This is a genomic window from Pseudooceanicola marinus (assembly GCF_002786295.1).
GTDB classification, from domain to species: domain Bacteria; phylum Pseudomonadota; class Alphaproteobacteria; order Rhodobacterales; family Rhodobacteraceae; genus Pseudooceanicola; species Pseudooceanicola marinus.
This window is the reverse complement of the sequence record NZ_PGTC01000017.1, coordinates 88,395-108,778: the sequence shown is the minus strand read 5'-3', so window position 1 is coordinate 108,778 and position 20,384 is coordinate 88,395. Positions and strand designations below refer to the sequence as shown.

Genomic DNA, 20,384 nt, shown 5'->3' with positions numbered 1-20,384 from the left:
CCCAGAATGCCCATCCTGCCGCTTGGCTTGAAACGTCTTTACAACAAACGTCTGCGCGAGCACGCCCGAACGGCAACACCGCGGGAAACCGTCCGGGCCAGCGTCGAAGTCAGAGGGGCCGAGCTTACCGTACGTTTCGGCAACCGGGGTTTCTTCCTGCGCGCCCCTGCCCCGATCGAGACCGCCGAGACGATTCCCGACAGCGCGGTTCTGGGGCTAGCGATTCAATCTATGTCGCATAATATCGAGATCCATCTCGATCAGCCGGTGACCCCGGCCGCCGCCGGGATCCTTGACCGACTGGGCTATGCCAACCACCTGTGGATGATGCCTGGCAACGCGCCACTGCGCCTGCGCCACGAGGTCGGCGCTCCGGCCCCCCTGCCCGCCACGCGCCAGGACAAGATCCTGTGCCTCAGCGGCGGGGTCGATAGCACCCAGGCGGGTATCGAGGCGATCACCGATCACGGCTATACCCACGGCCTGCTGGTCGCGGGGGCGGACTACGCGGGCGCCAGCGAACCGGGGTTCGTCGATCTGAAGGCCCGCGTGACCCGCATCGCCGACCGTCTGGGCCTGGACCTTCTGGTGGTGGAGACCGACCTGCGACAGCAGGGGATGAACTGGAACATGCTCCACAGCGTGAACCTGGCGATGTGCCTCAATGCCTTGCAGCCCCGCCTGGCCGAGGCCGCCATCGCCATGGACAATTCCCTGACACAGCAGCTGACGCGCCACCCCTGGGGCAATTGCTCAGAATTGGTGGCCGCGCTGTCGTCCGAGGCGCTGCCGATCCGCCCGCTGGGCGAACGGGTCACCCGGGTGCAGAAGGTGGGCGCCATCGCCGCCCATGATCCGGCGCTGCTGGACGACCTGTCGGTTTGCTATCGCGATACCTCGACCGGCGGCAATTGCGGGCGCTGCGAGAAATGCATCCGCACCCGCCTGGCGATGGTCTGCCTAGGGCTGGACCAAAGCGCTAGTTTCCCGGCCACCGAACCGCTGGAGGATCTGGTGCCGACCCTGAAGGTCTCCCGCCGCTCGGCCCAGGCCCTGCGCGGCCAGCTGGTTGTCACCAATGACCTGTTGCGCCACATGCCGCCGGGTCCCCTGCACGACCGGCTGGCCGACTTCGAGCGCCGCGTGCTCGAGCGCCTGCTGGCCAAACTACCCGCCCGCTAGGCGCCCGCTCATCGCTGAAGCAAGGCCCCGCAGGGCAACCTGCGGGGTTTGCAATGCCGAGCAAGCGTCATCGACCGCGAACTGGCGGTGACGTGGATTTGGGACTGACTGAAAGACAAAGTAATCGACCCACGCTGCGTGGGGATTATGGCGGAGAGACAGGGATTCGAACCCTGGAGACGGTTTCCCGCCTACACACTTTCCAGGCGTGCGCCTTCGACCACTCGGCCACCTCTCCGTGGCGGTGTCTTTAGCCGGGAAGCGGCGCCGGGTGCAAGGGGCGAAAGACAAAAAACCGCAGGTTTTTTCAGTCCCTTGCGTGAGGCCCTGCACACAGGGCCCCGAACAGCCGGCGCTGACCCGTTCCAGCCTGTTTCGAAGGGGAAAAGGGGGGCAATTGCGGGCCTCGTCGGGCCCGGCGCGGGGTCAGCGGTCGCCGCCGCCCCCGTCGCCATCGCCATCCGTGTCCGCGCTGCCATCGGGCAGATCGTCCTGGGTCAGGTGCGAGGGGCGCAGCGGCGTCTGGTCCGCCTGCGCCTCGCTGTCCTGTTCGGTCTGCGGCGGAACCGCCTGGGTGGCCAGCGGGTGCGACGCCTCGCGCAGCGCCTCGGGGTTGCGCAGCCAGATGTCCCGCTGGGCGAAGGGGATCTCGATCTTCTCTTCGCGGAACCGCTCGGCGATGCGGTGGTGCATCTCCGTCTGCACGTCCAGGATCTGCGTCACGTCGCGCAGGATCGCGCGAATCTCGAAGTTCAGGGAATCGCCGCCAAAGGCGGTGAAGACGACGCCGGGCGGCGGGTTCAGCAGCACCAGCGGCTGTTCCTCGGCCACATCCTGCAGGATCTTCGCCACCTTTCGGGTGTCGCTGCCATAGGCCACGCCCACGGGCACGATCAGCCGCCCGATCAGGTTGCCCCGGGTCCAGTTCGTCACCTGGTTCGAGATCAGGTCGGCATTCGGCACGATCACATCCGTCCGGTCGAAGGTCTCGATCCGGGTGGAGCGCACGGAGATCGACCGGACGAACCCCATCTGGCCGCCCACCTCGATCCAGTCCCCTTCGGAGATCGGCCGTTCGATCAGCAGGATGATCCCGGAAACGAAGTTCGACACGATGGTCTGCAGGCCAAAACCGACGCCAACGGACAGCGCACCGGCGACGATGGCAAGCGAACTGAGGTCGATGCCCGCCGTGGTGATCGCGATCAGCGCGGCCAGGAAGATGCCCACGTAGCCAAGGCCGGATATAACGGCGTTCTGGCCGCCCTTGTCCAGTTTCGTCTTTGGCAGGATGGAGGTGCGCATGGCCCCTTGCAGCAGCCGGGTCATCGCATAGCCCGCGACGAAGACCAGCACGAAGATCAGGAAGTCTCCGGGCGAGATATGGGTATCGCCGATATCGAATCCGGCGCGGAATTGCGCCCAGGCCTCGCCCAGATCGGTGCGGCGGGCACCCCAGATCAGCGCGAAGACCGGCAGAGTCGCAACCGTCAGAGCGAAGCTGAGCAGGACCGGCAGCAGCGCTTCGGAGGCGCGGTCGCGGTCGCCGGTGAAGACGATGTAGATCTCTCCCACCAGCTTTTGCATTATCAGCAGGAAGGACAGCAGTTCCAGCGAATAGAGCATGCGGAAGGTCAGCGCCTGCCCCGCCTGAAGGTAGCCCACGGAGGCCAGCGCGGGGCCCAGGACGGCCAGCAGGGCCACCGTCCGGCCCAGGGCCAGGACGATCTGCTGCCTGAAGGAGCGGGCGCCGTCCTCGTCGTCGGGGTCCGCCCGGCCATGCAGGATGAGGAACCGCGCCACGCGCAATAGAGACAGACCCGTCACCACGATCAGCGGGAAGAGCAGCACGCTGCGCGTGCCGGCATCCCAGCCTTCAAGCGTGATCGCCTCGCGCGCCAGCACATAAAGCGCCAAGACGAGGCCCAGCACGTTGGCATAGACCCGGCCTTCGCGCAGCTGTGTCTGGCTGATCTGAAGCATCAGCCCGGCACGTTCCGAAACAGGGAAGACATAAGCGGCGAGCCAGCGGGTGAAGAAGAAAAGCGTCCCTGCCCCCACGATGGACTGCGCGATGGTCTCCCCCCGCTGGCCAAGCAGACCACTGGTGGTCCCCGCTGCGGCGAGAACCGCCAGGCCGATCACCGGCAGGCCGATCTGACCCAGCGAGACGATGAAGGAAAACAGCCAGCGCGCCGCCGATTGCTTCTGGTCGAGGACCGACAGGGCCAGCCGTTCGATCCAGCCACGCCCCCGCAGCACCAGCACCATGGCCAGCAACACGAGGAAGGCGATCACCGGCAGGTTCTGTCGGAACACCTGGCGCTGGTTCGGGTCGTTCCAGTTGTCCATCACGTCGCCGGCCAGCGCGGCGGCAAAGGTGGCAACGTCTTCAAGTGCGCCGGGCCAATGACTGGGATCCAGTGGCGACGGCCCGATCTCCATCAGCGCCTGGGTCTGGCGCGCCCGCAGGTTGGCGTCGATGGAGCGGATCAGCGCGTCGGCCCGGCTATAGGCGATTTCGGCCTGACGGGCCGGGCTGGCCAGCTCCTCCAGCCGCGCGGTCAAATCGGATCGTTGCTGTGCCAGGGCGGTCGGCTCGTCCCCGTTCTCGGGCGCCGGCCCCAGGGTGTCCAGCTGCGCCTGCACCGCACTGATGGCGGCGGAATTCGCGGATTGCGCGGTTTCGAACCGGCTACGCCAGTCGACGAGCTCCGCGCGCAGCTGATCGAAGGCCTCCTGGGAAGCGCGGTCCTGCTCGATCGCATCCTCAGCGCGCTGCGCGACACCTTCCCATTCATCGTAGTCCGAAGCGACCAGCGCGGGCGGTTCTCCCGCCTCGCCAGGTGACTGCGCCGCCCCGTCCAGGGGCAGCGCGACGATGCTCAGAAAGAGGATTAAAAAAGAGGCGCAGAGGCTTGTAACGTCAGGAAAAATCCGGCTCAGGCGCATGGCCTCTCCTTAGGTCATCAGGTCTCAGGCGTCGGTGAAGACACCGGGGATAGAGCGCGGGGATTCCGTCATCCAGGAGGGAGTCGGCAGGCCCTTCTCGCGCAGGAAGTCGGGGTTGAACAGTTTCGACTGGTATCGGGTTCCGTAGTCGCAGAGTACAGTCACGATCGTGTGGCCCGGCCCAAGCTCGCGCGCCAGGCGGACGGCGCCGGCGATGTTGATCCCCGAGGAACCGCCCAGGCACAGACCTTCCTGCGCCAGCAGGTCGAAGACGTAAGGCAGCGCCTCCTGATCCGGGATCTGGTAGGAGAAATCTGGCGTGAAGCCTTCCAGGTTCTTGGTGATCCGGCCCTGCCCGATGCCTTCGGTGATCGAGCCGCCTTCGGACTTCAGCTCACCGGTGGTGTAGTAGCTGTGCAGCGCCGCGCCCATCGGGTCAGCCAGGGCCACCTTCACGCCCTTCGGCTGCAGCGCCATCGCGGTGCCGACCAGAGTCCCGCCCGAGCCCACGGCGGCAACGAAACCGTCGACCTTGCCATCGGTTTGTTCCCAGATCTCCGGCCCGGTGGTTTCCAGGTGGGCCTGGCGGTTGGCAACATTGTCGAACTGGTTCGCCCAGATCACGCCCTTGCTCTCGGTCTTGGCCAGTTCCTGCGCCAGGCGCTCGGAATAGCGGACGTAGTTGTTGGGGTTCTTGTAGGGGGCCGCGGGCACCTGCACCAGCTCGGCCCCGGCCAGACGGATCATGTCCTTCTTTTCCTGGCTCTGCGTCTCGGGGATCACGATGACGGTCTTGAACCCCATCGAGGCGCCGACCAGCGCCAGGCCGATCCCGGTGTTGCCGGCGGTGCCTTCGACGATGGTCCCGCCGGGCGCCAGCTCTCCCCGCGCAATGGCGTCGCGGATGATGTAAAGCGCCGCGCGATCCTTGACCGATTGGCCGGGATTGAGGAACTCCGCCTTGCCGAGGATGGTGCAGCCCGTTTCCTCGCTGACGCGCCGCAACTTGATCATGGGCGTATTTCCGACGGCTTGCGCCAGGTCCTGAGCGATATGCATCGGGTCATCCTTCCAAATTCGAGTTGGCACAGATGTATCCGTCGGAACCGTGCAACTCAAGCGGCGCCCCGCAACTCGGAACGCCTGGACGCCAGCCAGAGCAGCGTCAGGACCAGCGGCGCGTTTCTGGCCTCGCCGCTGGACACCAGTTCCATGGCACGTTCGAAACTCAGGACGTGCGTCCGGATGTCCTCCGCCTCCGCGTCCAACCCGCCGTGACCGCGCTGGATGTCCGGCAGGCTGCACAGGCCGACGTAGCAATGGTGAAACTCGCTCAGACAGCCGGGCGACGGGTAGCAGGAGGTGACATGGTGCAGCGCATCAAGATCCAGCCCCGCCTCTTCCCGAGCCTCGCGGCGGGCGCAGGTTTCGGGACTTTCCCCGGGATCGACGCGGCCCGCGACGGGCTCCAGCATCCAGGGCAGCGCCTCGCCCCGCCCGTAGGGTCCCATGCGGAACTGCTCGACCAGAAGGATGCGGTCGCGCGCGGGATCGTAGGGCAGCACGATGGCGGCATCTGGGGCCAGGAAGACCTCGCGCCGGATCAGCTCGGACGGGGTGCCGGCGAAGGTCTGGTGCCGCAAGTCGTAGGTGCGGGCGATGAAATAGCCCGCATGGTCGTCCTGCTGGTGCAATTCCTGCACCCAGGCGTCGGACGGGCCGCTGGCCAGGAGGTGTTTTGCGGGGAACCGCTCTGCCGCCACGCGCGAGGCGGCCCGCGCCCGGATCTGGCCCAGGCGGAACCGCAGGGCGCCGCCGTCGTAGCGGCCGCGCAGCTTCATGATCTCATGGGCGGCGTGACAGGCCTCTTCGCCCGTCGCCTCGGCCCAGCCCCCCAGCGACCATCGTCCGGGGGCTACAGCCTGGGTGCTGTGCTCGGGCCGGAAGGCCTGCGCGGGCACCGGCTGGCCATCGGCCTCCACCACCACCTCTGCGGGGACCAGCCCGTAGGCGTCGGCATAGTGGGTGATCCGCGCGGCCATCGCTTCCGAGACGTTGCGCAGAAGGATGCCTTGCGTCACCGCGCCCGGATCCTGCACCAGGACCGGCCAGTCGTCGCTTTCCCGCGGCGCCGCGCGATACCCTTCCAGTCGGGCGGGTTCTTCCGCCGGGCGGCCGTCGGCCACGATCTGCATCATCACCGGCATGCACAGCGGGCCGTAAAGGAACAGGGGTCTGCTCATGGGATCACTTCCAGATGCGGTCGACGACGCGGGCCATAACGGCCGACACCAGGCCGCCCGCGACCAGCGTGGCCAGGATATGCGGGTGCAGCAGGTTGGCACCCCAGTTGGTCGAGATCGGGATCATGTCGAGGATCGCCTCGATCGGCCCGTCGTAGCGCCGCGCCAGCGATTTGCGTAGCGCCTCGTTGCCAGCGAAGACGAAGAAGGCCACCAGCAGCATCATGACCAGCCCGGTCAGCCCGTAGCTGATCACCTGCGCCGCGCTGGACCGGCGGGTGACGCGGCGGCCGATGATGGTCCAGCCGGCCCAGGCGCCTATGGCGGCGCTGACCCAGGGAAAGAGTCCGAAGTCGAAGTCCTCTTCCCAGACCTGCATGACCTGTGTCGATGCCAGATACCCCGTCCCGGCCAGCGTGGCCGCTGCGGCGACCTTGCCCATGGTCAACATGCCCTGCCGTCCTTCTTCGTTAACCCTCTCCTAGGCTTCGCATTTTCGCCGTCGGAATGGCAAGCGCTCATGCCGTCGCGCATGTGGCATCCGACACATCAGGAGACGCAGTTAATTCCCCTGAAACAAAGGGCTAGATGGAGATATTAATTCATCGCCCAAGCTGTCATGTGAGGTTGGAATAGGCGCGCGACCCGATGGGGGCTGCTTCTCGTGCGGGCAGCTGGGAGCGCTCTCGCGGCGGCGGCTCGGGCCCGCGCGACAGGGCGAGCCGCGCGGAGGCAAACTGCGCCAAAAGGTGAGTTATTTAAATTAATTATAATCTGTTAAGAGACGAAGTTTACGTCACGCATCATCTTTCAGATCCTTGTAGGCCGCCAGCGCCCGCTCCCGGCCTGCCTTCAGATCGACCAGCGGCTTCGGCCGCGCGTCCTCAGGCGACAGCCCCCAGGACCTTGGCGCGGCGTCGAAGAAGGACAGCGCATCCTCGCCCGGATTGCCCTGTCCCTCGGCCAGCCAGCGACGGCGATAGGCCTGGTCTCGGTCGAACTTCTCCGCCTGGGTGTCGGGGTTGAAGATGCGGAAATAGGGCGCGGCGTCGGGGCCGCTGCCCGCCACCCATTGCCAGCCCATGGCGTTCGAGGCCGGGTCCCAGTCGACCAAGCAGTCCTCGAACCATTTCTGTCCGATCCGCCAGTGCACCAGCATGTGTTTCGTCAGGTAGGAGGCGACGATCATCCGCGCCCGGTTGTGCATCCGACCCGTCACGTAGAGCTCACGCATGGCGGCATCGACGAAATCCACGCCCGTGCGCCCCTGCTTCCAGGCCAGGACGCGGTCGTCCTCTTCCTCGCGCCAGGCGAAGCCATCCCACTCTTCGCGCCAGTTGCGGTCGAGGATCTGCGGCGCGTTGTACATCAGGTGATAGGCGAACTCGCGCCAGACGACCTCCTTCAGGAAGGTCTCGGCGCCCGCCTTGCCGTCTTCCATCGCGCGGCGCCCGGCGTGCCAGCACTGGCGCGGGCTGACCTCCCCCAGGGTCAGATACTGCGACAGATCCGAGGTGGCGCCGCTGGCCGGCACGTCCCGCCCGGCCTTGTAGCCCTCGATCCGGTCGCGGATGAAACCGCCCAGCTGGGTCTGGGCGGCGTCCTCGCCCGCCTCGACATGGCCCGCCACCACGTCACGTCCGCGCCGCATCGGGGCCGAGAGGTTCCAGTCCGCCAGCGCCTCGCTCTCGGGCCAGCTGTCGGGCGCGGGGATCTCGGCGGGGGCCGTGAGGGTTGTGGGCAGGTCGCGATCGCGCACGGCGCGCCAGAAGGGCGAGTAGACCTTGTAGTAGCCGCCCTGCCCTGTCTCCACCTCCCAGGGCTCGAACAGCAGATGCCCGGCGAAGCTGCGCGCCTCGATCCCGTCGTCGTTCAGCGCCGCCTTCACCTTGCGGTCGCGGTCCACGGCATGCGGATCGTAAAGCCGGTGCCAGAAGACGGCCTCGGCGCCGGTCTCCGCGATCAGGTCTTGCAGCACCTCCAGCGCCTTGCCCGTGCGCAGGATCAGGCGGGCGCCCTTTTCCTCCAGCCGCCTGGCAAAGGCCTCCAGCCCCAGCTCCAGCCGCAGGGCGGGCGCGGCGCCCAGATCGGTCACGCTCTTGTCCCGGATCACCACGGGGATCACCGGCCCGCCGCGCGCCACGGCGGCCTCCAGCGCGTCGTGGTCGGTGGTGCGCAGGTCCCGGCGGATCCAGAGCAGGGTCGGTGCAGGCATATTGGCCCCCTTCGTCGTCTGTTCAGGGGGTTACGTAGCACGAGGGGCGCCCGGATCACTCCGGACGCCCCTCATTTTCGTCTTGGCTCACGCGACCCGCGGGTCGCGGGGCGTCACAGCTCGCGGCGCTCTGCCAAGAGGCCCCGCCAGATCGTCCAACACATCAGCAGAAGCACGATGGTGAACGGCAGCCCAGTCGAGATGACCATGGATTGCAGCGATTTCAGACCCCCGGCCGAAAGCAGCAGCACGATGGCCACGGCGCCCTCGAAGAGGCACCAGAACACCCGCTGCGGCACCGGCGCGTCGACCTTGCCGCCCGCGGTGATCGTGTCGATCACCAGCGACCCGGAGTCCGAGGAGGTGACGAAGAACACGATGACCAGCACGATACCGATAAGCGAGGTGATCCCCGCCAGCGGCAGCGCGTCCAGCATCTTGAACAGCTGGATCGGCAGATCGGCCTCCTGGGCCGCGGTATAGCCTTCGCGCACCACCTGTTCGATGGCCACGCCGCCGAAGACGGACATCCAAAGCACGCAGACCAGCGAGGGGATCAGCAGCACGCAGATGATGAACTCGCGCACCGAACGGCCGCGCGACACGCGGGCGATGAACATGCCGACGAAGGGGCTCCAGGAGATCCACCAGGCCCAGTAGAAGCTGGTCCAGCCCTGAACAAAGTTCACGTCCTCACGGCCCAACGGGTTCGACAGCGCCGGCAGGTATTCGACATAGGCCACCAGGTAATCGGCGAAGCCGGTCAGGATGGCTATGGTCGGGCCTGCGATCAGCACGAAGAGCAGCAGCAGGAAGGCCAGCCCCATGTTGATTTCCGACAGGACCTTTACCCCACCGTCGAGGCCACGCAGAACCGAGACCAGCGCGGTGGCGGTGATGCCGGAGATCAGCAGCACCTCGACGGTGTCGTTGATCGGGATGCCGAACAGTTCATTCAGGCCGGCGTTCGCCTGCGTCGCCCCCAGGCCCAGAGAGGTTGCCAGGCCGAAGAGCGTAGCAAAGACCGCCAGGGTGTCGATGATGTGACCCCACCACCCCCAGACGCGATCGCCGAGGATCGGGTAGAAGGCCGAGCGGATGGTCAGCGGCAGACCCTTGTTGTAGCTGAACAGCGCCAGCGCCAGCGCGACGACAGCGTAGATCGCCCAGGGGTGCAGACCCCAGTGGAAGATCGTCGCGGCCATGCCCAGACGGGAGGCGGCATCGGAATCGCCCTCGGCCCCGCCAAGCGGCGCCCAGTCACTGCGCATCCCGTTTTCGCCCATCGAGACACCGCCCATCGAGCTGGAGAAGTGGCTCATCGGCTCCGAGACGCCGTAGAACATCAGGCCGATACCCATGCCGGCGGCAAAGAGCATCGCGAACCAGCCCAGGTAGGTGTAGTCGGGCGTGGCATCCGCGCCGCCCAGCCGGACTGAGCCGAGCGGGGTGACGATCAGCAGCAGGCAGAACAGCACGAAGATGTTGCCGGCGCTTATGAAGAACCAGTCGAAGCCCTCGGTCACGGCGCTGAACAGCCAGGAGAAGGCGGTGCCGGCCTGTTCCGGCAGGGCCAGCGTGTAGAAGACGAAGGCTACGATGCACAGGCCCGAGATCAGGAAAACCGGGTTGTGGATGTCGAAGCCGAACGGCCCGAGCTGGCCGTCGATGTTGTCTTGACCGATCTCGTATTCGGTGTCGATGATATCCGCCGCGCCTTCGGGTGCGGGAATGCCCATCTCTTCCATGTCGGTCGAGGTGTCATTCTCGTTTTTGTTGTCGCTCATCGCGTTACTCCCCTGCGCTGCGCACGATCATGACCGAGCACTTGGCGTGTCCGGCGACACGTCCGCCGTTCGATGGCCAGACGTAATCGGTGATGTTGGGAATGTGGCTGGCCATGACCACCAGGTCGGCCCCGGTTTCATCCACGGCCTTCAGCAGCTCATGGTCGATCTCTACGGCCACGTCGTGACCCACCATCATGTGGCCCGAAGCCGTCAGGCCATTGGCCTCGCCCTGCTCTTTCGCGAAGGCCTCCAGCTTCTCCCGGTATTCGTCCGGGGTATGGGCGATGGAGCCCGGCAGCGCCGAGGTGACGCCGACATAGACGATCTCCGCCTCGAAGGTCTGCGCCAGCTTGGCGGCCACCTCCAGCGATTTCGTCAGACGGTCCGCGTGGGTCAGATCCACGGGGACCATGATCTTGGAATACATTGTCGCCTCCTTGTTCGGCGGGACCGGACAGGCAGGTGTTTCTGTGCCACCCTAACGCGCCCTTCGTCAGTTCCCGCGGTTCACGGCAGGCCCCGAGGGGCCCCACCTCCCTGAAAAGTAACGACTCGTTAACACGGGCGTGATCGAAAGCCGATGCGATTGGGTGCAAAAACGACATTCGCATGTCGGTTTTCAGAGTCGTCGGGTTGTCATAGGCAAATTAGTTCGGCCCCCGAAAAGGAAAGAGGCTAACTGTAAGTTAACAGCGAAAAGCGGGAAAGTCGCGGCCCGGATGTGTCATGGGGCAAGTCTTCGAGGCCGTGAAGGACCCCGTGCGGCTCTCAGGCCTGCGGCATCAGAAAGAGGTCCGTCGCGCCCGGGTCCTCCCCCGCGGCGGTCAGCATGGCGTGGATCTGTCCGCGATGATGGATCTGGTGATTGAAGATATGCATCACGATCACGGACATGGGGCGTCGCTCCTCACGGCCGGTGCTGCCCGAGAACCAGGTCAGATCACCCGTCAGGTCTAGGGCACCGAGATCCTCCGCCCAAAGCCGCAGCCGCCCGTCCATGCGAAAGCGCTCCGCCTGCCAGGCGGCCAGCGTCGGTGTCATGCTCGGGCTGTCGGTCACCGCGACGTCAGGCTTGGGCAGGTCGGTCAGCCGCGACAGCCACATGGCATCGGCCCAGAGCAGGTGGTTGGCCGTGCCCAGGATCGAGCCGAAGAAGGCGCCGCGGTCCTGGCTCAGCGCCTCCGGCGACAGTCGCGCCATCGCCTCGGCCATCTGATCGTTCTGCCAGGTATTGTAGCGCGCCATGGTCTGGCAATAGGCGGGGGTAATCATCGCGTCACGGCCTCTCGGGTCATCCCATGAGGGAATTACAGCCCGGTCCCGCGCCGAATGCAAGACCGGGCCGCGTACAGGCCCGGCGGTCACGCCCGTCAGGTCGCAACGTGAGCGGACCGTGTGCGCAGCCGTGGGCGACCACTCTGACTAAGGCTGATATTTGACCTGCAATGCACTGACAACGAACCAACTTTCACCACATTTCAGGTGGAGCATGAGGTGCGGTCAGCGCAGTGCCAGAGCCTCGTCCAGCACCGTCTTCACCGCCTCGCCCGGGACATCGGAGGTCACGAAGGCCTCGCCGATTCCGCGCGCCAGGATGAAGCGCAGCTTGCCGTCGACCACCTTCTTGTCCTGCGCCATCAGTGCCAGCAGGCCTTCGGCGTCGGGCAGGTCGCCCTCGATGTCACGCAGATCCACCTTCATGCCCATGTCGCGCAGATGCGCACGCACCCGGCTGGGCGCCTCCTGCGAACACAGGCCCAGTTTCGACGACAGCTCAAATGCCAGGGCACAGCCGATGGCGACCCCTTCACCATGCAGCAGCCGGTCCGAATACCCCGTGGCGCTTTCCAAAGCGTGCCCGAAGGTATGCCCGAGGTTCAGCAGCGCCCGGTCGCCCTGCTCCGTCTCGTCGCGGGCCACGATGGCGGCCTTCATCTCGCAACTGCGCTTCACCGCCATGACCCGCGCGGCCATGTCGCCGGAGGCCAGCTTCGGGCCCATGGCCTCCAGCCATTCGAAAAACAGCAGGTCACCCAGAAGCCCGTATTTCACCACCTCGCCGTAGCCCGCGAGGAAATCGCGCGGCGTCAGCGTGCCCAGCACGGCGGTATCGGCCAGCACCAGCGCCGGCTGGTGGAAGGCGCCCACAAGGTTCTTGCCCTGCGCGCTGTTGATCCCGGTCTTGCCCCCGACCGAGCTGTCGACCTGCGCCAGCAGGCTGGTCGGGATCTGAACGAAGCGCACGCCGCGGCGCAACACCGCAGCCGCAAAGCCCGCCAGGTCCCCGATGACACCGCCACCGAAGGCCACGACCACGTCGGAGCGTTCCACCCTCTGTTCCAGCAGCCATTCCACCGCACGGGTGAAATGCGGCCAGGACTTCGTCGCTTCGCCGGCCGGCAGGGTGAGGGCGACCATCTCGATGCCCGATGCCGCCAGCCCGTCGCGCAGCGCTTCCAGGTGCAGCCCCGCGACCGTCTCGTCGCTGATGACGGCGACACGGGGGCGGCGCAGCAGCGGGGCAATGTGAGCGCCCGCCTCGGCGATCAGCCCGGGGCCGATCTGGATGTCGTAGGCGCGCGCGCCAAGCTCGACCGTCAGGGTCTCGCGGGGGGATTGGGTCTCGGTCATCTCGCCTCCAGAACGTCGGGCCGCGCGGTCAGCGCCTCCACCACCTTTTCCGCCATATCGTGCACGGAATAATTGGCCTGCGCCTTCACCGACAGGTCGGACAGCGCATAGATCGGCACCCGCGTCTCGTAGAGCTGACGCAGGGTGGCGCGCGGGTCGGGGGTTTTCAGCAGCGGGCGGGTATCACGGTGGCGGACCCGCGACCACAGCAGGTCCAGGTCCGCATCGAGCCAGACCGCGACCCCGCGGGAGGAGATCAGCGCGCGATTGTCCTCAGCCATGTAGGCGCCGCCGCCAGTGGACAGGATCGCCGGCGCTTCCTCCAGCAGCCGGGCGATCACCTGGCGTTCCTTCAGGCGGAAGAAATCCTCGCCGTCACGGGCAAAGATCTCGGCGATGGTCATGTTGGCGGCGGCCTCGATCTCGGCATCTGAATCGCGGAAGCCGACGCCGAGGATCTGCGCCACGGCCTTGCCGACGGCGGTCTTTCCGGCGCCCATCATGCCCACCATCACGACGCTTTTACGCAGCTTCCAGCCCATAACCTCCACCGGGGTGCTTGACGGCAGGAGAGCGCTTCTCGGCGCCGCACTGCCTTTTGAATATTTTCGCGCCTGAATGACGTGATCTTGCGGAAAAGGCCAGTTATAAGTTGCCGAAACGACAGGCGAACGGGACAAAGAATTCATGCTGCGCATCCTCAAATGGCTGCTTTATCTCGCCCTTCTGGGCGGAATCGCGCTGGTGGCCTATGCCTATCTCGGACCCTGGCTCGGGGCGGATTTCGCCCCGCCCGTGGAAGAGATCCGCGCCCCCCTGGTGCTGGATGCGGGCTGACCCAGCGGTCTTCCGCCGGTGCGGGGTGCTTGCGCTCTGCCTGGCCCCCTGGCTGGTTGCCCTGCCCGACGCCGTCGCGGCGCAGGGGACGGCAGCCGACCCGCGTCTCGGCAGCGGTCCCGCCCCGGCCTTCGGGCTGGAGCAGATGCGCAGGGCCGACCCCTTGGACATGAGACAGAGCCTGCCGGTGACGCAGCCCGACCGCCGGCCCCAGGCCGTGCGGGGCACGGGTGGCGAGGCGACCGCGCCGATGTCCGCGATCGACTGGCTGGATGCGCTGACCCAGGCGGGCATTGCCCGTCCCGGCGCGGGCGGGGCTGCGCCCTTCGACGACAGCGGCGACATTGCCGAAAGCGCCTTGGCGCCCGAGGTGCGCACGCTGACCCTGTCGGCCTCCGACGCGGGCGCCGTTGGCCTGCTGCCAGCCTCTGTCACCGGCCTGCCGACGTCCCTCTGGGAAGGCGCCGAGACCGCCGCGCTGATCCGCCGGATCGAGCGGCTGGAGGTGGACCGGCTGCCGGCGATGCAATCGCTGCTCTATACCCTGCTGCTGGCCGAGGCCGATCCGCCGGACGCCAGCGGGCCGCAGACCGAGGACGACCCGCTGCTGCTGGCGCGCATCGACAAGCTGGCGGATCTGGGCGCGCTGGACCCGGCGATGGCGCTGATCGAACGGGCGGGCCAGACCCGCAGCCCGGCGCTGTTTGCGCGCTGGTTCGACCTGTCGTTGCTGTCGGGGCTGGAAAGCCAGCCCTGCCGGCGCATCGCGACCGATCCCGACATCGCCCCCAGCCAGGCCGCCCGCATCTTCTGCATGGCGCGCAACAGCGACTGGGACACCGCCGCGCTGCTGCTGGAAACCGCCGGTGCGCTCGGCACGCTGGAGCCATCCGAAGAGCGGCTGCTGACCCGTTTCCTGCACGTCGACCTGGATGATGGCGCCGTGCCCCTGCCCCCGCCGACCGAGGTGACGCCCCTCCTCTTCCGCCTGTCCGAGGCGATCGGGGAGCCACTGCCCACCTCCGATCTGCCGCGGGCCTACGCCTATTACGATCTGCGCGGGCGCGCCGGCTGGAAGGCCGCGCTGGAGGCCGCCGAGCGGCTGGCCCGCACCGGCGCCCTGCCTGAAAACCGACTGCTGGGTCTCTATTCCGGGGGCCGCCCCTCGGCCTCGGGCGGGATCTGGGACCGGGTCGCGGCGTTGCAGGCCTTCGACGCGGCCATCGGCGCGCCCCGGCCCGACAGGGCGTTGGTGCGCGAAACCCTGCCCCCCGCCTGGGAGGCGATGCAGGACGCACGGCTGGAAACCTCCTTCGCTGCCCTTTACGCTGGCCGCCTGGCGACATATGCCGCCGAGGGGGACGCGGCGGGCCGGATCGCCCTGCGCACGCTTCTGCTGGCCCCCGACCCCACGGATCATCTGGACGCGATCAGCCCGCGCACGCCGACCGAGGCCTTCCTGCTGGCCCTGGCCCGGGGCCGCCCGGACCAGGTCGAGGCGCCGTCGGAACGCGCCCGCATCGTCGCCCGCGGCTTCTCCGCCGAAACCGAACTGCCGCCACGTCTGGCGCGGCTGATCGACGACGGCCTGCTGGGTGAGGCGATCCTGGAGGCAATGCAGCTCTACAGCTTCGCCATGGAGGGCAACGTCGGAGACACCGCCCCCGCCATCGCCGCCTTCCGCGCCCTGGGCCTAGAGGAAACGGCGCGTGCCGCCGCCCTGCAGATCCTGCTGCTGGATGACAGGGGCTAGGCGATGGCCTCTGCGGATCACTGGATCTCGGCCTTTCTCGATGCCCAGGCGGCGGAAGCCGGGGCGGCGCGCAATACGCTTCTCGCCTACGGTAGGGATCTGAAGGATGTGCAGGACTGGCTACGGCGGCGCGGCCTGAATTGGGCCCTGGCGTCCCGCGCCGATGTGGAGGCCTATCTGGTGCATTGCGACGCCCAGGGGTTCTCCCGCGCGACCCGGGCCCGGCGCCTGTCGGCGATCCGCCAGCTTTACCGCTTCGCCTATGACGAGGGTCTGCGCGCCGACAACCCGGCGATCCAGATCAAGGGCCCGGGCCGCACGAAAAGCCTGCCCAAGACCCTGTCGCTGGAGGAGGTCGACGCGCTGCTGGCGGCGGCGCCCACTCAGGGACGGCGGCCGGAGGACCGGCTGCGCAATACCTGTCTGATGGAGCTGCTCTACGCCACCGGTATGCGGGTGACCGAACTGGTCTCCCTGCCCGTCGCGGCGGCCCGCGGCGCGCCGGAGATGATTCTGGTGCGGGGCAAGGGCGGCAAGGAACGGCTGGTGCCGCTGTCGGCGCCCGCGCGGACCGCGCTTGGCGACTGGCTTCGGGCGCGCGACGCGGAGCAGGAGGCCGCGCGGCTGAAGGGCGTACCGGAGTCGCGGTTCCTCTTCCCCTCCCGCTCCGCCGAGGGGCATCTGACACGACACCGGTTCTACCTTCTGATCAAGGAGATCGCGGTGGCCGCCGGCATTTCCCCCGACAAGGTGACACCGCACCGCCTGCGCCACGCCTTCGCCACGCACCTATTGCAGAACGGCGCCGACCTGCGCGCGATCCAGAGCCTGCTGGGCCATGCCGACTTGGCCACCACCGAGATCTATACCCACGTCCTGGAAGAGCGGCTGCGCGAACTGGTCGAAGATCACCACCCGCTGGTCGCAGGATCGCGGGCGCAGGATCCGGACGGCACGGCCTGATCGCCACTGCCGTCGCCTTTTCACCGCACGGGCCGGCAGGGACGCGCGTTCGGCGGCCCGCGCCCTTGAACCCGGCGCCCGCGGTGCCCATAACCAGCGCACAGCACAGGAGAAAACATGGACGACGCTAGCTCTGCACTGATGGGCGTGGCCGCGATGGATGCGGCCTTCTGGATCACCGCCGCGGCGATCCTGGGGCTTCTGGTCTTCTCCGCCTTCTTCTCCGGCTCGGAAACCGCGCTGACGGCGGCCAGCCGCGGCAAGCTGCGGGGCCTCGCCGACAAGGGATCGCGCGGCGCGGAACGGGCGCTGGAGATCACCGAGGACAATGAGAAGCTGATCGGCTCCGTCCTGCTGGGCAACAACCTGGTCAACATCTTGGCGACCTCTCTGACCACGGCACTGTTCACCAGCGTCTTCGGGGACAGCGGCGTGGCCATCGCCACTCTGGTGATGACCCTGCTGGTGCTGATCTTCGCCGAGGTGCTGCCCAAGACCTATGCGATCACCAATGCCGAAACCGCGGCCAGCCGTGTCTCCGGGCCCATTGCCTTCGTCATCGCCATATTCGCCCCGGTCGTCGCCCTGGTCCGCTGGCTGGTGCGCGGCGTGCTGCGCATTTTCGGGGTGAGAACCGACCCCGACAGCCAGATCCTGGCGGTGCGCGAGGAGATCGCGGGCGCGCTGAACCTCGGCCATTCCGAGGGCGTGGTGGAGAAGGAGGACCGCGACCGGATCCTCGGCGCGTTGGACCTGGGCGAACGCACGGTGGAAGAGATCATGCTGCACCGCTCGCGCATCGAGATGATCAACGCCGCCGACAGCGCGCAGGAGATCCTGTCGCAGTGTCTGCACTCCAACCACACCCGCCTGCCCGTCTACGAAGGCGATCCGGAAAACATCGTCGGCACGATCCACGCCAAGGACCTGTTCCGCGCCACCTACACCCTGGCGACCAATTCCGAGAACCCGGCCGAGGCGCTGAAGGATTTCAAGATCACCGACGTGATGATGAAGCCCTACTTCATCCCCGATACGACCTCTCTGGACGAGCAGATGCGGCAGTTCCTGCACATGCGCACTCATTTCGCCCTGGTGGTGGATGAATACGGCGCCCTGCAGGGGCTGATCACGCTGGAAGACATCCTCGAAGAGATCGTCGGGGAGATCACCGATGAATTCGACCCGGCCACCGCCGAACATACCGTGCGCAAGACCGAGGACGGCACCTTCGTCGTCGACGGCGCCATGACCATCCGCGACCTCAACCGTGCGATGGACTGGTCCCTGCCGGACGAAGAGGCCAACACCATCGCCGGCCTCGTGATCCACGAGGCGCAGACGATCCCGACCGTGGGCCAGGTCTTTTCCTTCCATGGCTTCCGCTTCGAGGTGGCCGCGCGGAAGGAAAACCGGCTGACGCGGCTGCGGATCCGGCTGCTGAACGCGGGCTGAGGCGGAGGTGGAGGGCGCTGCCCCCGCCGCTGGTCGGCGATGAAACGACGGGAAGGGGGCTCTGCCCCCGTCGCCCTGCGGACGACTCCCCCGGAGGTATTTTCGACGAAGTGAAGACGGGGGTCTTGGCGCCCGGGGCCCGCGTGGGGTGTCAGCTGCCCTGGTCGGACTGCAGGTCGCGGGCGACCCGGGCGATACCCGGATCCTCATGACGTGCGAGGGCGGTCAGGGCCTTTTCGATCGGCTGCGTCAACTCTCGGCGATCGGCGCCGTCCGAAAGGATCGGCGCGAGGATTTCACGTGTCATCCCTGCGGTGTCGAGGGGCGGCAACCACAGGCGGTCATGGCGGGCCTCTTCCGGTGCGGTGAAGGAGCCGTCGACCGCCAGCAGGACGCGCGCGATCCGGTGCAGCATGTCCAGCGCGGTGCCCGGGTCGTTGACCCCGGGGGACAGCGCCCGGACGCCGATTTCGCTAAGGCAGGTCAGGCCGAAACCGGGGTCCTGGTCGAAGTTGCGTAGCGACCCGATGACCACGTTGGTCGTGATCGCCTGTTCCAGCGCCTCGGCATCGCCGTCGAAGCGGGCCAGCACGTCGCCGCGGTGGATGTGGGTGCCCACCGGGTGCATCAGCCAGATCCGCCCCTCGGCCTCCTCCGCCGCCGCCTGTAGTCGGTCCTGATAGATCGTCTGGACGTAGCCGCTTTCCGGGGCGTGCAGGGGGACGGCACTCTCGGGCACAGTGTCGGGATCCAGCGGATGGGCGCCCAGGCAGGGTGCCTCGGCGCGCAGGCGCAGGGCGGCCAGGGTGCTGTCCTCAATCCGCTGGGCGGTGTTGATCAGGCTGCCCAGCATTTCCAGGTGGGAGATCCAGCGGATGATCGCCACCACGATCAGCCCGACCACCAGCAGGGTCATCCCGAAGAGGACGATCAGCCCCGGCCCGGCGAAGATGTCGAGATCGCGCAGGATGATCGCCGAAAGCGCATAGAGGTAGGCGCCGACGAAGGTCGCCAGCACCGTATGCGTCGTGGTGTCCTGCAGCAGCATCTGGTGGGCGCGCGGCGTCCAGCTGGTCGAGACCATGCGATGCGCCGCCGCCATCACCGTCAGTGAGAAAGTGGTGACCGTCAGCATCGAATTGGCGATCACCGACAGGATGTTGTCCACCGCGTCGCCGCCCACGAAGGGGTCTATCCCGTCGGGGATCAGCCGGGCGCCCAGTTTCGCCAGGCCCAGGGCCAGGAAGGCCAGCAGGGCGATCAGAACCACACGCACCACCAGCCGGCGCGAGAATTCGTGGAGTTTGCGCAACAGCGAGGGCAACATGAACGGGTCTCCTTTGACCCTGATCTAGCACGGCCGCACGGCAGGAAAAGCGTCAGCCGTCGCAGGCGCAGCCCGGCCCCTTGTGGCAGCTGTAGCTGCGGCTGATGCAGCTGTCACCGCAGGCCTTGCCCTTGCGGCAGACCTTGCAGCAGGCCGCAGGCAGAGCCGGGGCGGGCAGCAGGTCCGTCAGTCGCGCCAATGGCGTCGGCGCCGGCGGCTGGACGGCCGCTCCCTGTGCCAGCGCCCCGACGCCCGGCAAGATGCCACCCGCCAGGACCAGCGCCATAGCGGCGGTGCGAAAACCTTTTCTCATGAACCTTCCCCCCATCTCCCGCCGTCACTCTCTACGTTCACGGGGCATTGCGCAATTGTCCGTCGGGTCACCTCGATCCCTCTGGAGTTTCCGCCAGACACCGCCCTGCCCTTGGCCGTCCGCGACGCCCGGCGTCGGTCTTCGCCAAACCACGCCCTGATGGCACCTGAGGCGTGGTGACAGGCAAGGGCACGGTGCATGCGGACCACGTAGTCAACGCCGGCGGCCTCTGGGCGCGGGAAGTGGCGGCCATGGCGGGCGTCTACGTGCCGCTGATTCCGATGGAACGCCACTGCATCGTCACCGACGACGTCCCGGAGATTTATGGGCGTGACAGCGAACACCCCATGTTGTCGATCGCCGCCAGCGAAAGCGACCTGCGCCAGGAGGAAGGGGGCCTTTCGGGAGGCGGGCGATGATGTCGCCGCGCCTCGACCGCCTGTTCGGCTCCTGGCTGCGCGAGTATTCGTCCGACCGTCCGCCCGCCGAGACAGGGTTGTGACGGGTATAGAGGTGGAGATCGAGATCCTGGGCCGATGCGCCGCGCGACGGCCATTGCGCAGACCGAATTGAACGCGCAGGCGCAGCGCATGAAAGGCTGAGGGCGAAGGGGGCGCTGCCCCCCCGCCTGCGGCTCCCCCCGGAGTATTTCGGACGAAGTGAAGACAGGGGAGAAGGACGCCCGCCCTGCGCCCAGAAGGTGTTCGACGTTGGAGTATTGCA

Annotated in this window: 17 protein-coding genes, 1 tRNA gene and 1 pseudogene; 6 read left to right on the top strand and 13 right to left on the bottom strand. The window is 67.2% G+C overall.

Annotation, left to right across the window (positions count from 1 at the left end; translation table 11 throughout):
• The first annotated feature begins 6 nt into the window (after nt 1–6).
• Nucleotides 7–1,182: a hypothetical protein gene (locus CVM50_RS12525; RefSeq protein WP_085886757.1), complete on the top strand. Its 1,176-nt coding sequence runs from the start codon at nt 7–9 to the stop codon at nt 1,180–1,182.
• Between the two features lie 148 nt (nt 1,183–1,330).
• Here CVM50_RS12525 and CVM50_RS12520 read toward each other — a convergent pair.
• The 11 genes from CVM50_RS12520 to CVM50_RS12470 all read right to left on the bottom strand — a co-directional run bounded on the left by CVM50_RS12520 (nt 1,331) and on the right by CVM50_RS12470 (nt 13,555).
• Nucleotides 1,331–1,420 (bottom strand) — tRNA-Ser (locus CVM50_RS12520).
• Between the two features lie 188 nt (nt 1,421–1,608).
• A complete protein-coding gene (locus CVM50_RS12515) occupies nt 1,609–4,134 on the bottom strand; it encodes a DUF3772 domain-containing protein (protein ID WP_085886756.1) in 2,526 nt (841 codons plus the stop codon).
• 24 nt (nt 4,135–4,158) lie between these two features.
• Nucleotides 4,159–5,193 (bottom strand): cysteine synthase A, encoded by a 1,035-nt coding sequence (locus CVM50_RS12510; RefSeq protein ID WP_085886755.1) that lies wholly within the window; start codon nt 5,191–5,193, stop codon nt 4,159–4,161.
• Nucleotides 5,194–5,249: 56 nt separating this feature from the next.
• Complete coding sequence (locus CVM50_RS12505) at nt 5,250–6,377, bottom strand: NUDIX domain-containing protein (RefSeq protein ID WP_085886754.1); 1,128 nt, start codon at nt 6,375–6,377, stop codon at nt 5,250–5,252.
• 4 nt (nt 6,378–6,381) lie between these two features.
• Nucleotides 6,382–6,828, bottom strand: coding sequence for a TrgA family protein (locus CVM50_RS12500; protein ID WP_085886753.1), 447 nt, complete (start codon nt 6,826–6,828; stop codon nt 6,382–6,384).
• A gap of 345 nt (nt 6,829–7,173) precedes the next feature.
• A complete protein-coding gene (locus CVM50_RS12495; protein ID WP_085886752.1) occupies nt 7,174–8,592 on the bottom strand; it encodes a cryptochrome/photolyase family protein in 1,419 nt (472 codons plus the stop codon).
• A 113-nt stretch (nt 8,593–8,705) separates the two neighbouring features.
• A complete protein-coding gene (locus tag CVM50_RS12490) occupies nt 8,706–10,379 on the bottom strand; it encodes a BCCT family transporter (RefSeq protein ID WP_085886751.1) in 1,674 nt (557 codons plus the stop codon).
• A 4-nt stretch (nt 10,380–10,383) separates the two neighbouring features.
• Nucleotides 10,384–10,809 carry a universal stress protein gene (locus CVM50_RS12485; protein WP_085886750.1) on the bottom strand — a complete coding sequence of 142 codons (426 nt, stop codon included), beginning with the start codon at nt 10,807–10,809 and terminating at the stop codon, nt 10,384–10,386.
• A gap of 341 nt (nt 10,810–11,150) precedes the next feature.
• Nucleotides 11,151–11,654, bottom strand: coding sequence for a DinB family protein (locus tag CVM50_RS12480; RefSeq protein WP_085886749.1), 504 nt, complete (start codon nt 11,652–11,654; stop codon nt 11,151–11,153).
• 228 nt (nt 11,655–11,882) lie between these two features.
• Complete coding sequence (gene aroB, locus CVM50_RS12475) at nt 11,883–13,013, bottom strand: 3-dehydroquinate synthase (protein WP_085886748.1); 1,131 nt, start codon at nt 13,011–13,013, stop codon at nt 11,883–11,885.
• Nucleotides 13,010–13,555 (bottom strand): shikimate kinase, encoded by a 546-nt coding sequence (locus CVM50_RS12470; protein WP_085886747.1) that lies wholly within the window; start codon nt 13,553–13,555, stop codon nt 13,010–13,012. The genes aroB and CVM50_RS12470 overlap by 4 nt, the downstream gene beginning before the upstream one ends.
• Nucleotides 13,556–13,700: 145 nt before the next feature.
• Between CVM50_RS12470 and CVM50_RS21725 the strand changes: the two genes are divergently transcribed.
• The 4 genes from CVM50_RS21725 (at nt 13,701) to CVM50_RS12455 (ending at nt 18,021) form a co-directional block, all read left to right on the top strand.
• Nucleotides 13,701–13,850 (top strand): hypothetical protein, encoded by a 150-nt coding sequence (locus tag CVM50_RS21725; RefSeq protein ID WP_198431897.1) that lies wholly within the window; start codon nt 13,701–13,703, stop codon nt 13,848–13,850.
• A 25-nt stretch (nt 13,851–13,875) separates the two neighbouring features.
• Nucleotides 13,876–15,603 (top strand): hypothetical protein, encoded by a 1,728-nt coding sequence (locus CVM50_RS12465; protein ID WP_157792182.1) that lies wholly within the window; start codon nt 13,876–13,878, stop codon nt 15,601–15,603.
• A 3-nt stretch (nt 15,604–15,606) separates the two neighbouring features.
• A complete protein-coding gene (locus CVM50_RS12460; RefSeq protein WP_085886745.1) occupies nt 15,607–16,566 on the top strand; it encodes a site-specific tyrosine recombinase XerD in 960 nt (319 codons plus the stop codon).
• A gap of 117 nt (nt 16,567–16,683) precedes the next feature.
• Nucleotides 16,684–18,021, top strand: coding sequence for an HlyC/CorC family transporter (locus CVM50_RS12455; RefSeq protein WP_085886744.1), 1,338 nt, complete (start codon nt 16,684–16,686; stop codon nt 18,019–18,021).
• 151 nt (nt 18,022–18,172) lie between these two features.
• Here CVM50_RS12455 and CVM50_RS12450 read toward each other — a convergent pair whose 3' ends face one another.
• Nucleotides 18,173–19,348: a DUF2254 domain-containing protein gene (locus CVM50_RS12450; protein WP_085886743.1), complete on the bottom strand. Its 1,176-nt coding sequence runs from the start codon at nt 19,346–19,348 to the stop codon at nt 18,173–18,175.
• A 52-nt stretch (nt 19,349–19,400) separates the two neighbouring features.
• Nucleotides 19,401–19,661, bottom strand: coding sequence for a hypothetical protein (locus tag CVM50_RS12445; protein ID WP_143515570.1), 261 nt, complete (start codon nt 19,659–19,661; stop codon nt 19,401–19,403).
• 149 nt (nt 19,662–19,810) lie between these two features.
• Between CVM50_RS12445 and CVM50_RS12440 the strand changes: the two are divergent.
• Nucleotides 19,811–20,071: pseudogene (locus CVM50_RS12440) on the top strand (FAD-dependent oxidoreductase); the annotation flags it as partial.
• Nucleotides 20,072–20,384: the final 313 nt, after the last annotated feature.

Coding starts and splice junctions, on each gene's coding strand:
- CVM50_RS12480 (WP_085886749.1), bottom strand. CDS start 11,654: ATGATTACCCCCGCCTATTGCCAGACCATGGCGCGCTACAATACCTGG.
- CVM50_RS12445 (WP_143515570.1), bottom strand. CDS start 19,661: ATGAGAAAAGGTTTTCGCACCGCCGCTATGGCGCTGGTCCTGGCGGGT.
- CVM50_RS12450 (WP_085886743.1), bottom strand. CDS start 19,348: ATGTTGCCCTCGCTGTTGCGCAAACTCCACGAATTCTCGCGCCGGCTG.
- CVM50_RS12470 (WP_085886747.1), bottom strand. CDS start 13,555: ATGGGCTGGAAGCTGCGTAAAAGCGTCGTGATGGTGGGCATGATGGGC.
- CVM50_RS12460 (WP_085886745.1), top strand. CDS start 15,607: ATGGCCTCTGCGGATCACTGGATCTCGGCCTTTCTCGATGCCCAGGCG.
- CVM50_RS12490 (WP_085886751.1), bottom strand. CDS start 10,379: ATGAGCGACAACAAAAACGAGAATGACACCTCGACCGACATGGAAGAG.
- CVM50_RS21725 (WP_198431897.1), top strand. CDS start 13,701: ATGCTGCGCATCCTCAAATGGCTGCTTTATCTCGCCCTTCTGGGCGGA.
- CVM50_RS12495 (WP_085886752.1), bottom strand. CDS start 8,592: ATGCCTGCACCGACCCTGCTCTGGATCCGCCGGGACCTGCGCACCACC.
- CVM50_RS12515 (WP_085886756.1), bottom strand. CDS start 4,134: ATGCGCCTGAGCCGGATTTTTCCTGACGTTACAAGCCTCTGCGCCTCT.
- CVM50_RS12505 (WP_085886754.1), bottom strand. CDS start 6,377: ATGAGCAGACCCCTGTTCCTTTACGGCCCGCTGTGCATGCCGGTGATG.
- aroB (WP_085886748.1), bottom strand. CDS start 13,013: ATGACCGAGACCCAATCCCCCCGCGAGACCCTGACGGTCGAGCTTGGC.
- CVM50_RS12525 (WP_085886757.1), top strand. CDS start 7: ATGCCCATCCTGCCGCTTGGCTTGAAACGTCTTTACAACAAACGTCTG.
- CVM50_RS12510 (WP_085886755.1), bottom strand. CDS start 5,193: ATGCATATCGCTCAGGACCTGGCGCAAGCCGTCGGAAATACGCCCATG.
- CVM50_RS12455 (WP_085886744.1), top strand. CDS start 16,684: ATGGACGACGCTAGCTCTGCACTGATGGGCGTGGCCGCGATGGATGCG.
- CVM50_RS12485 (WP_085886750.1), bottom strand. CDS start 10,809: ATGTATTCCAAGATCATGGTCCCCGTGGATCTGACCCACGCGGACCGT.
- CVM50_RS12500 (WP_085886753.1), bottom strand. CDS start 6,828: ATGTTGACCATGGGCAAGGTCGCCGCAGCGGCCACGCTGGCCGGGACG.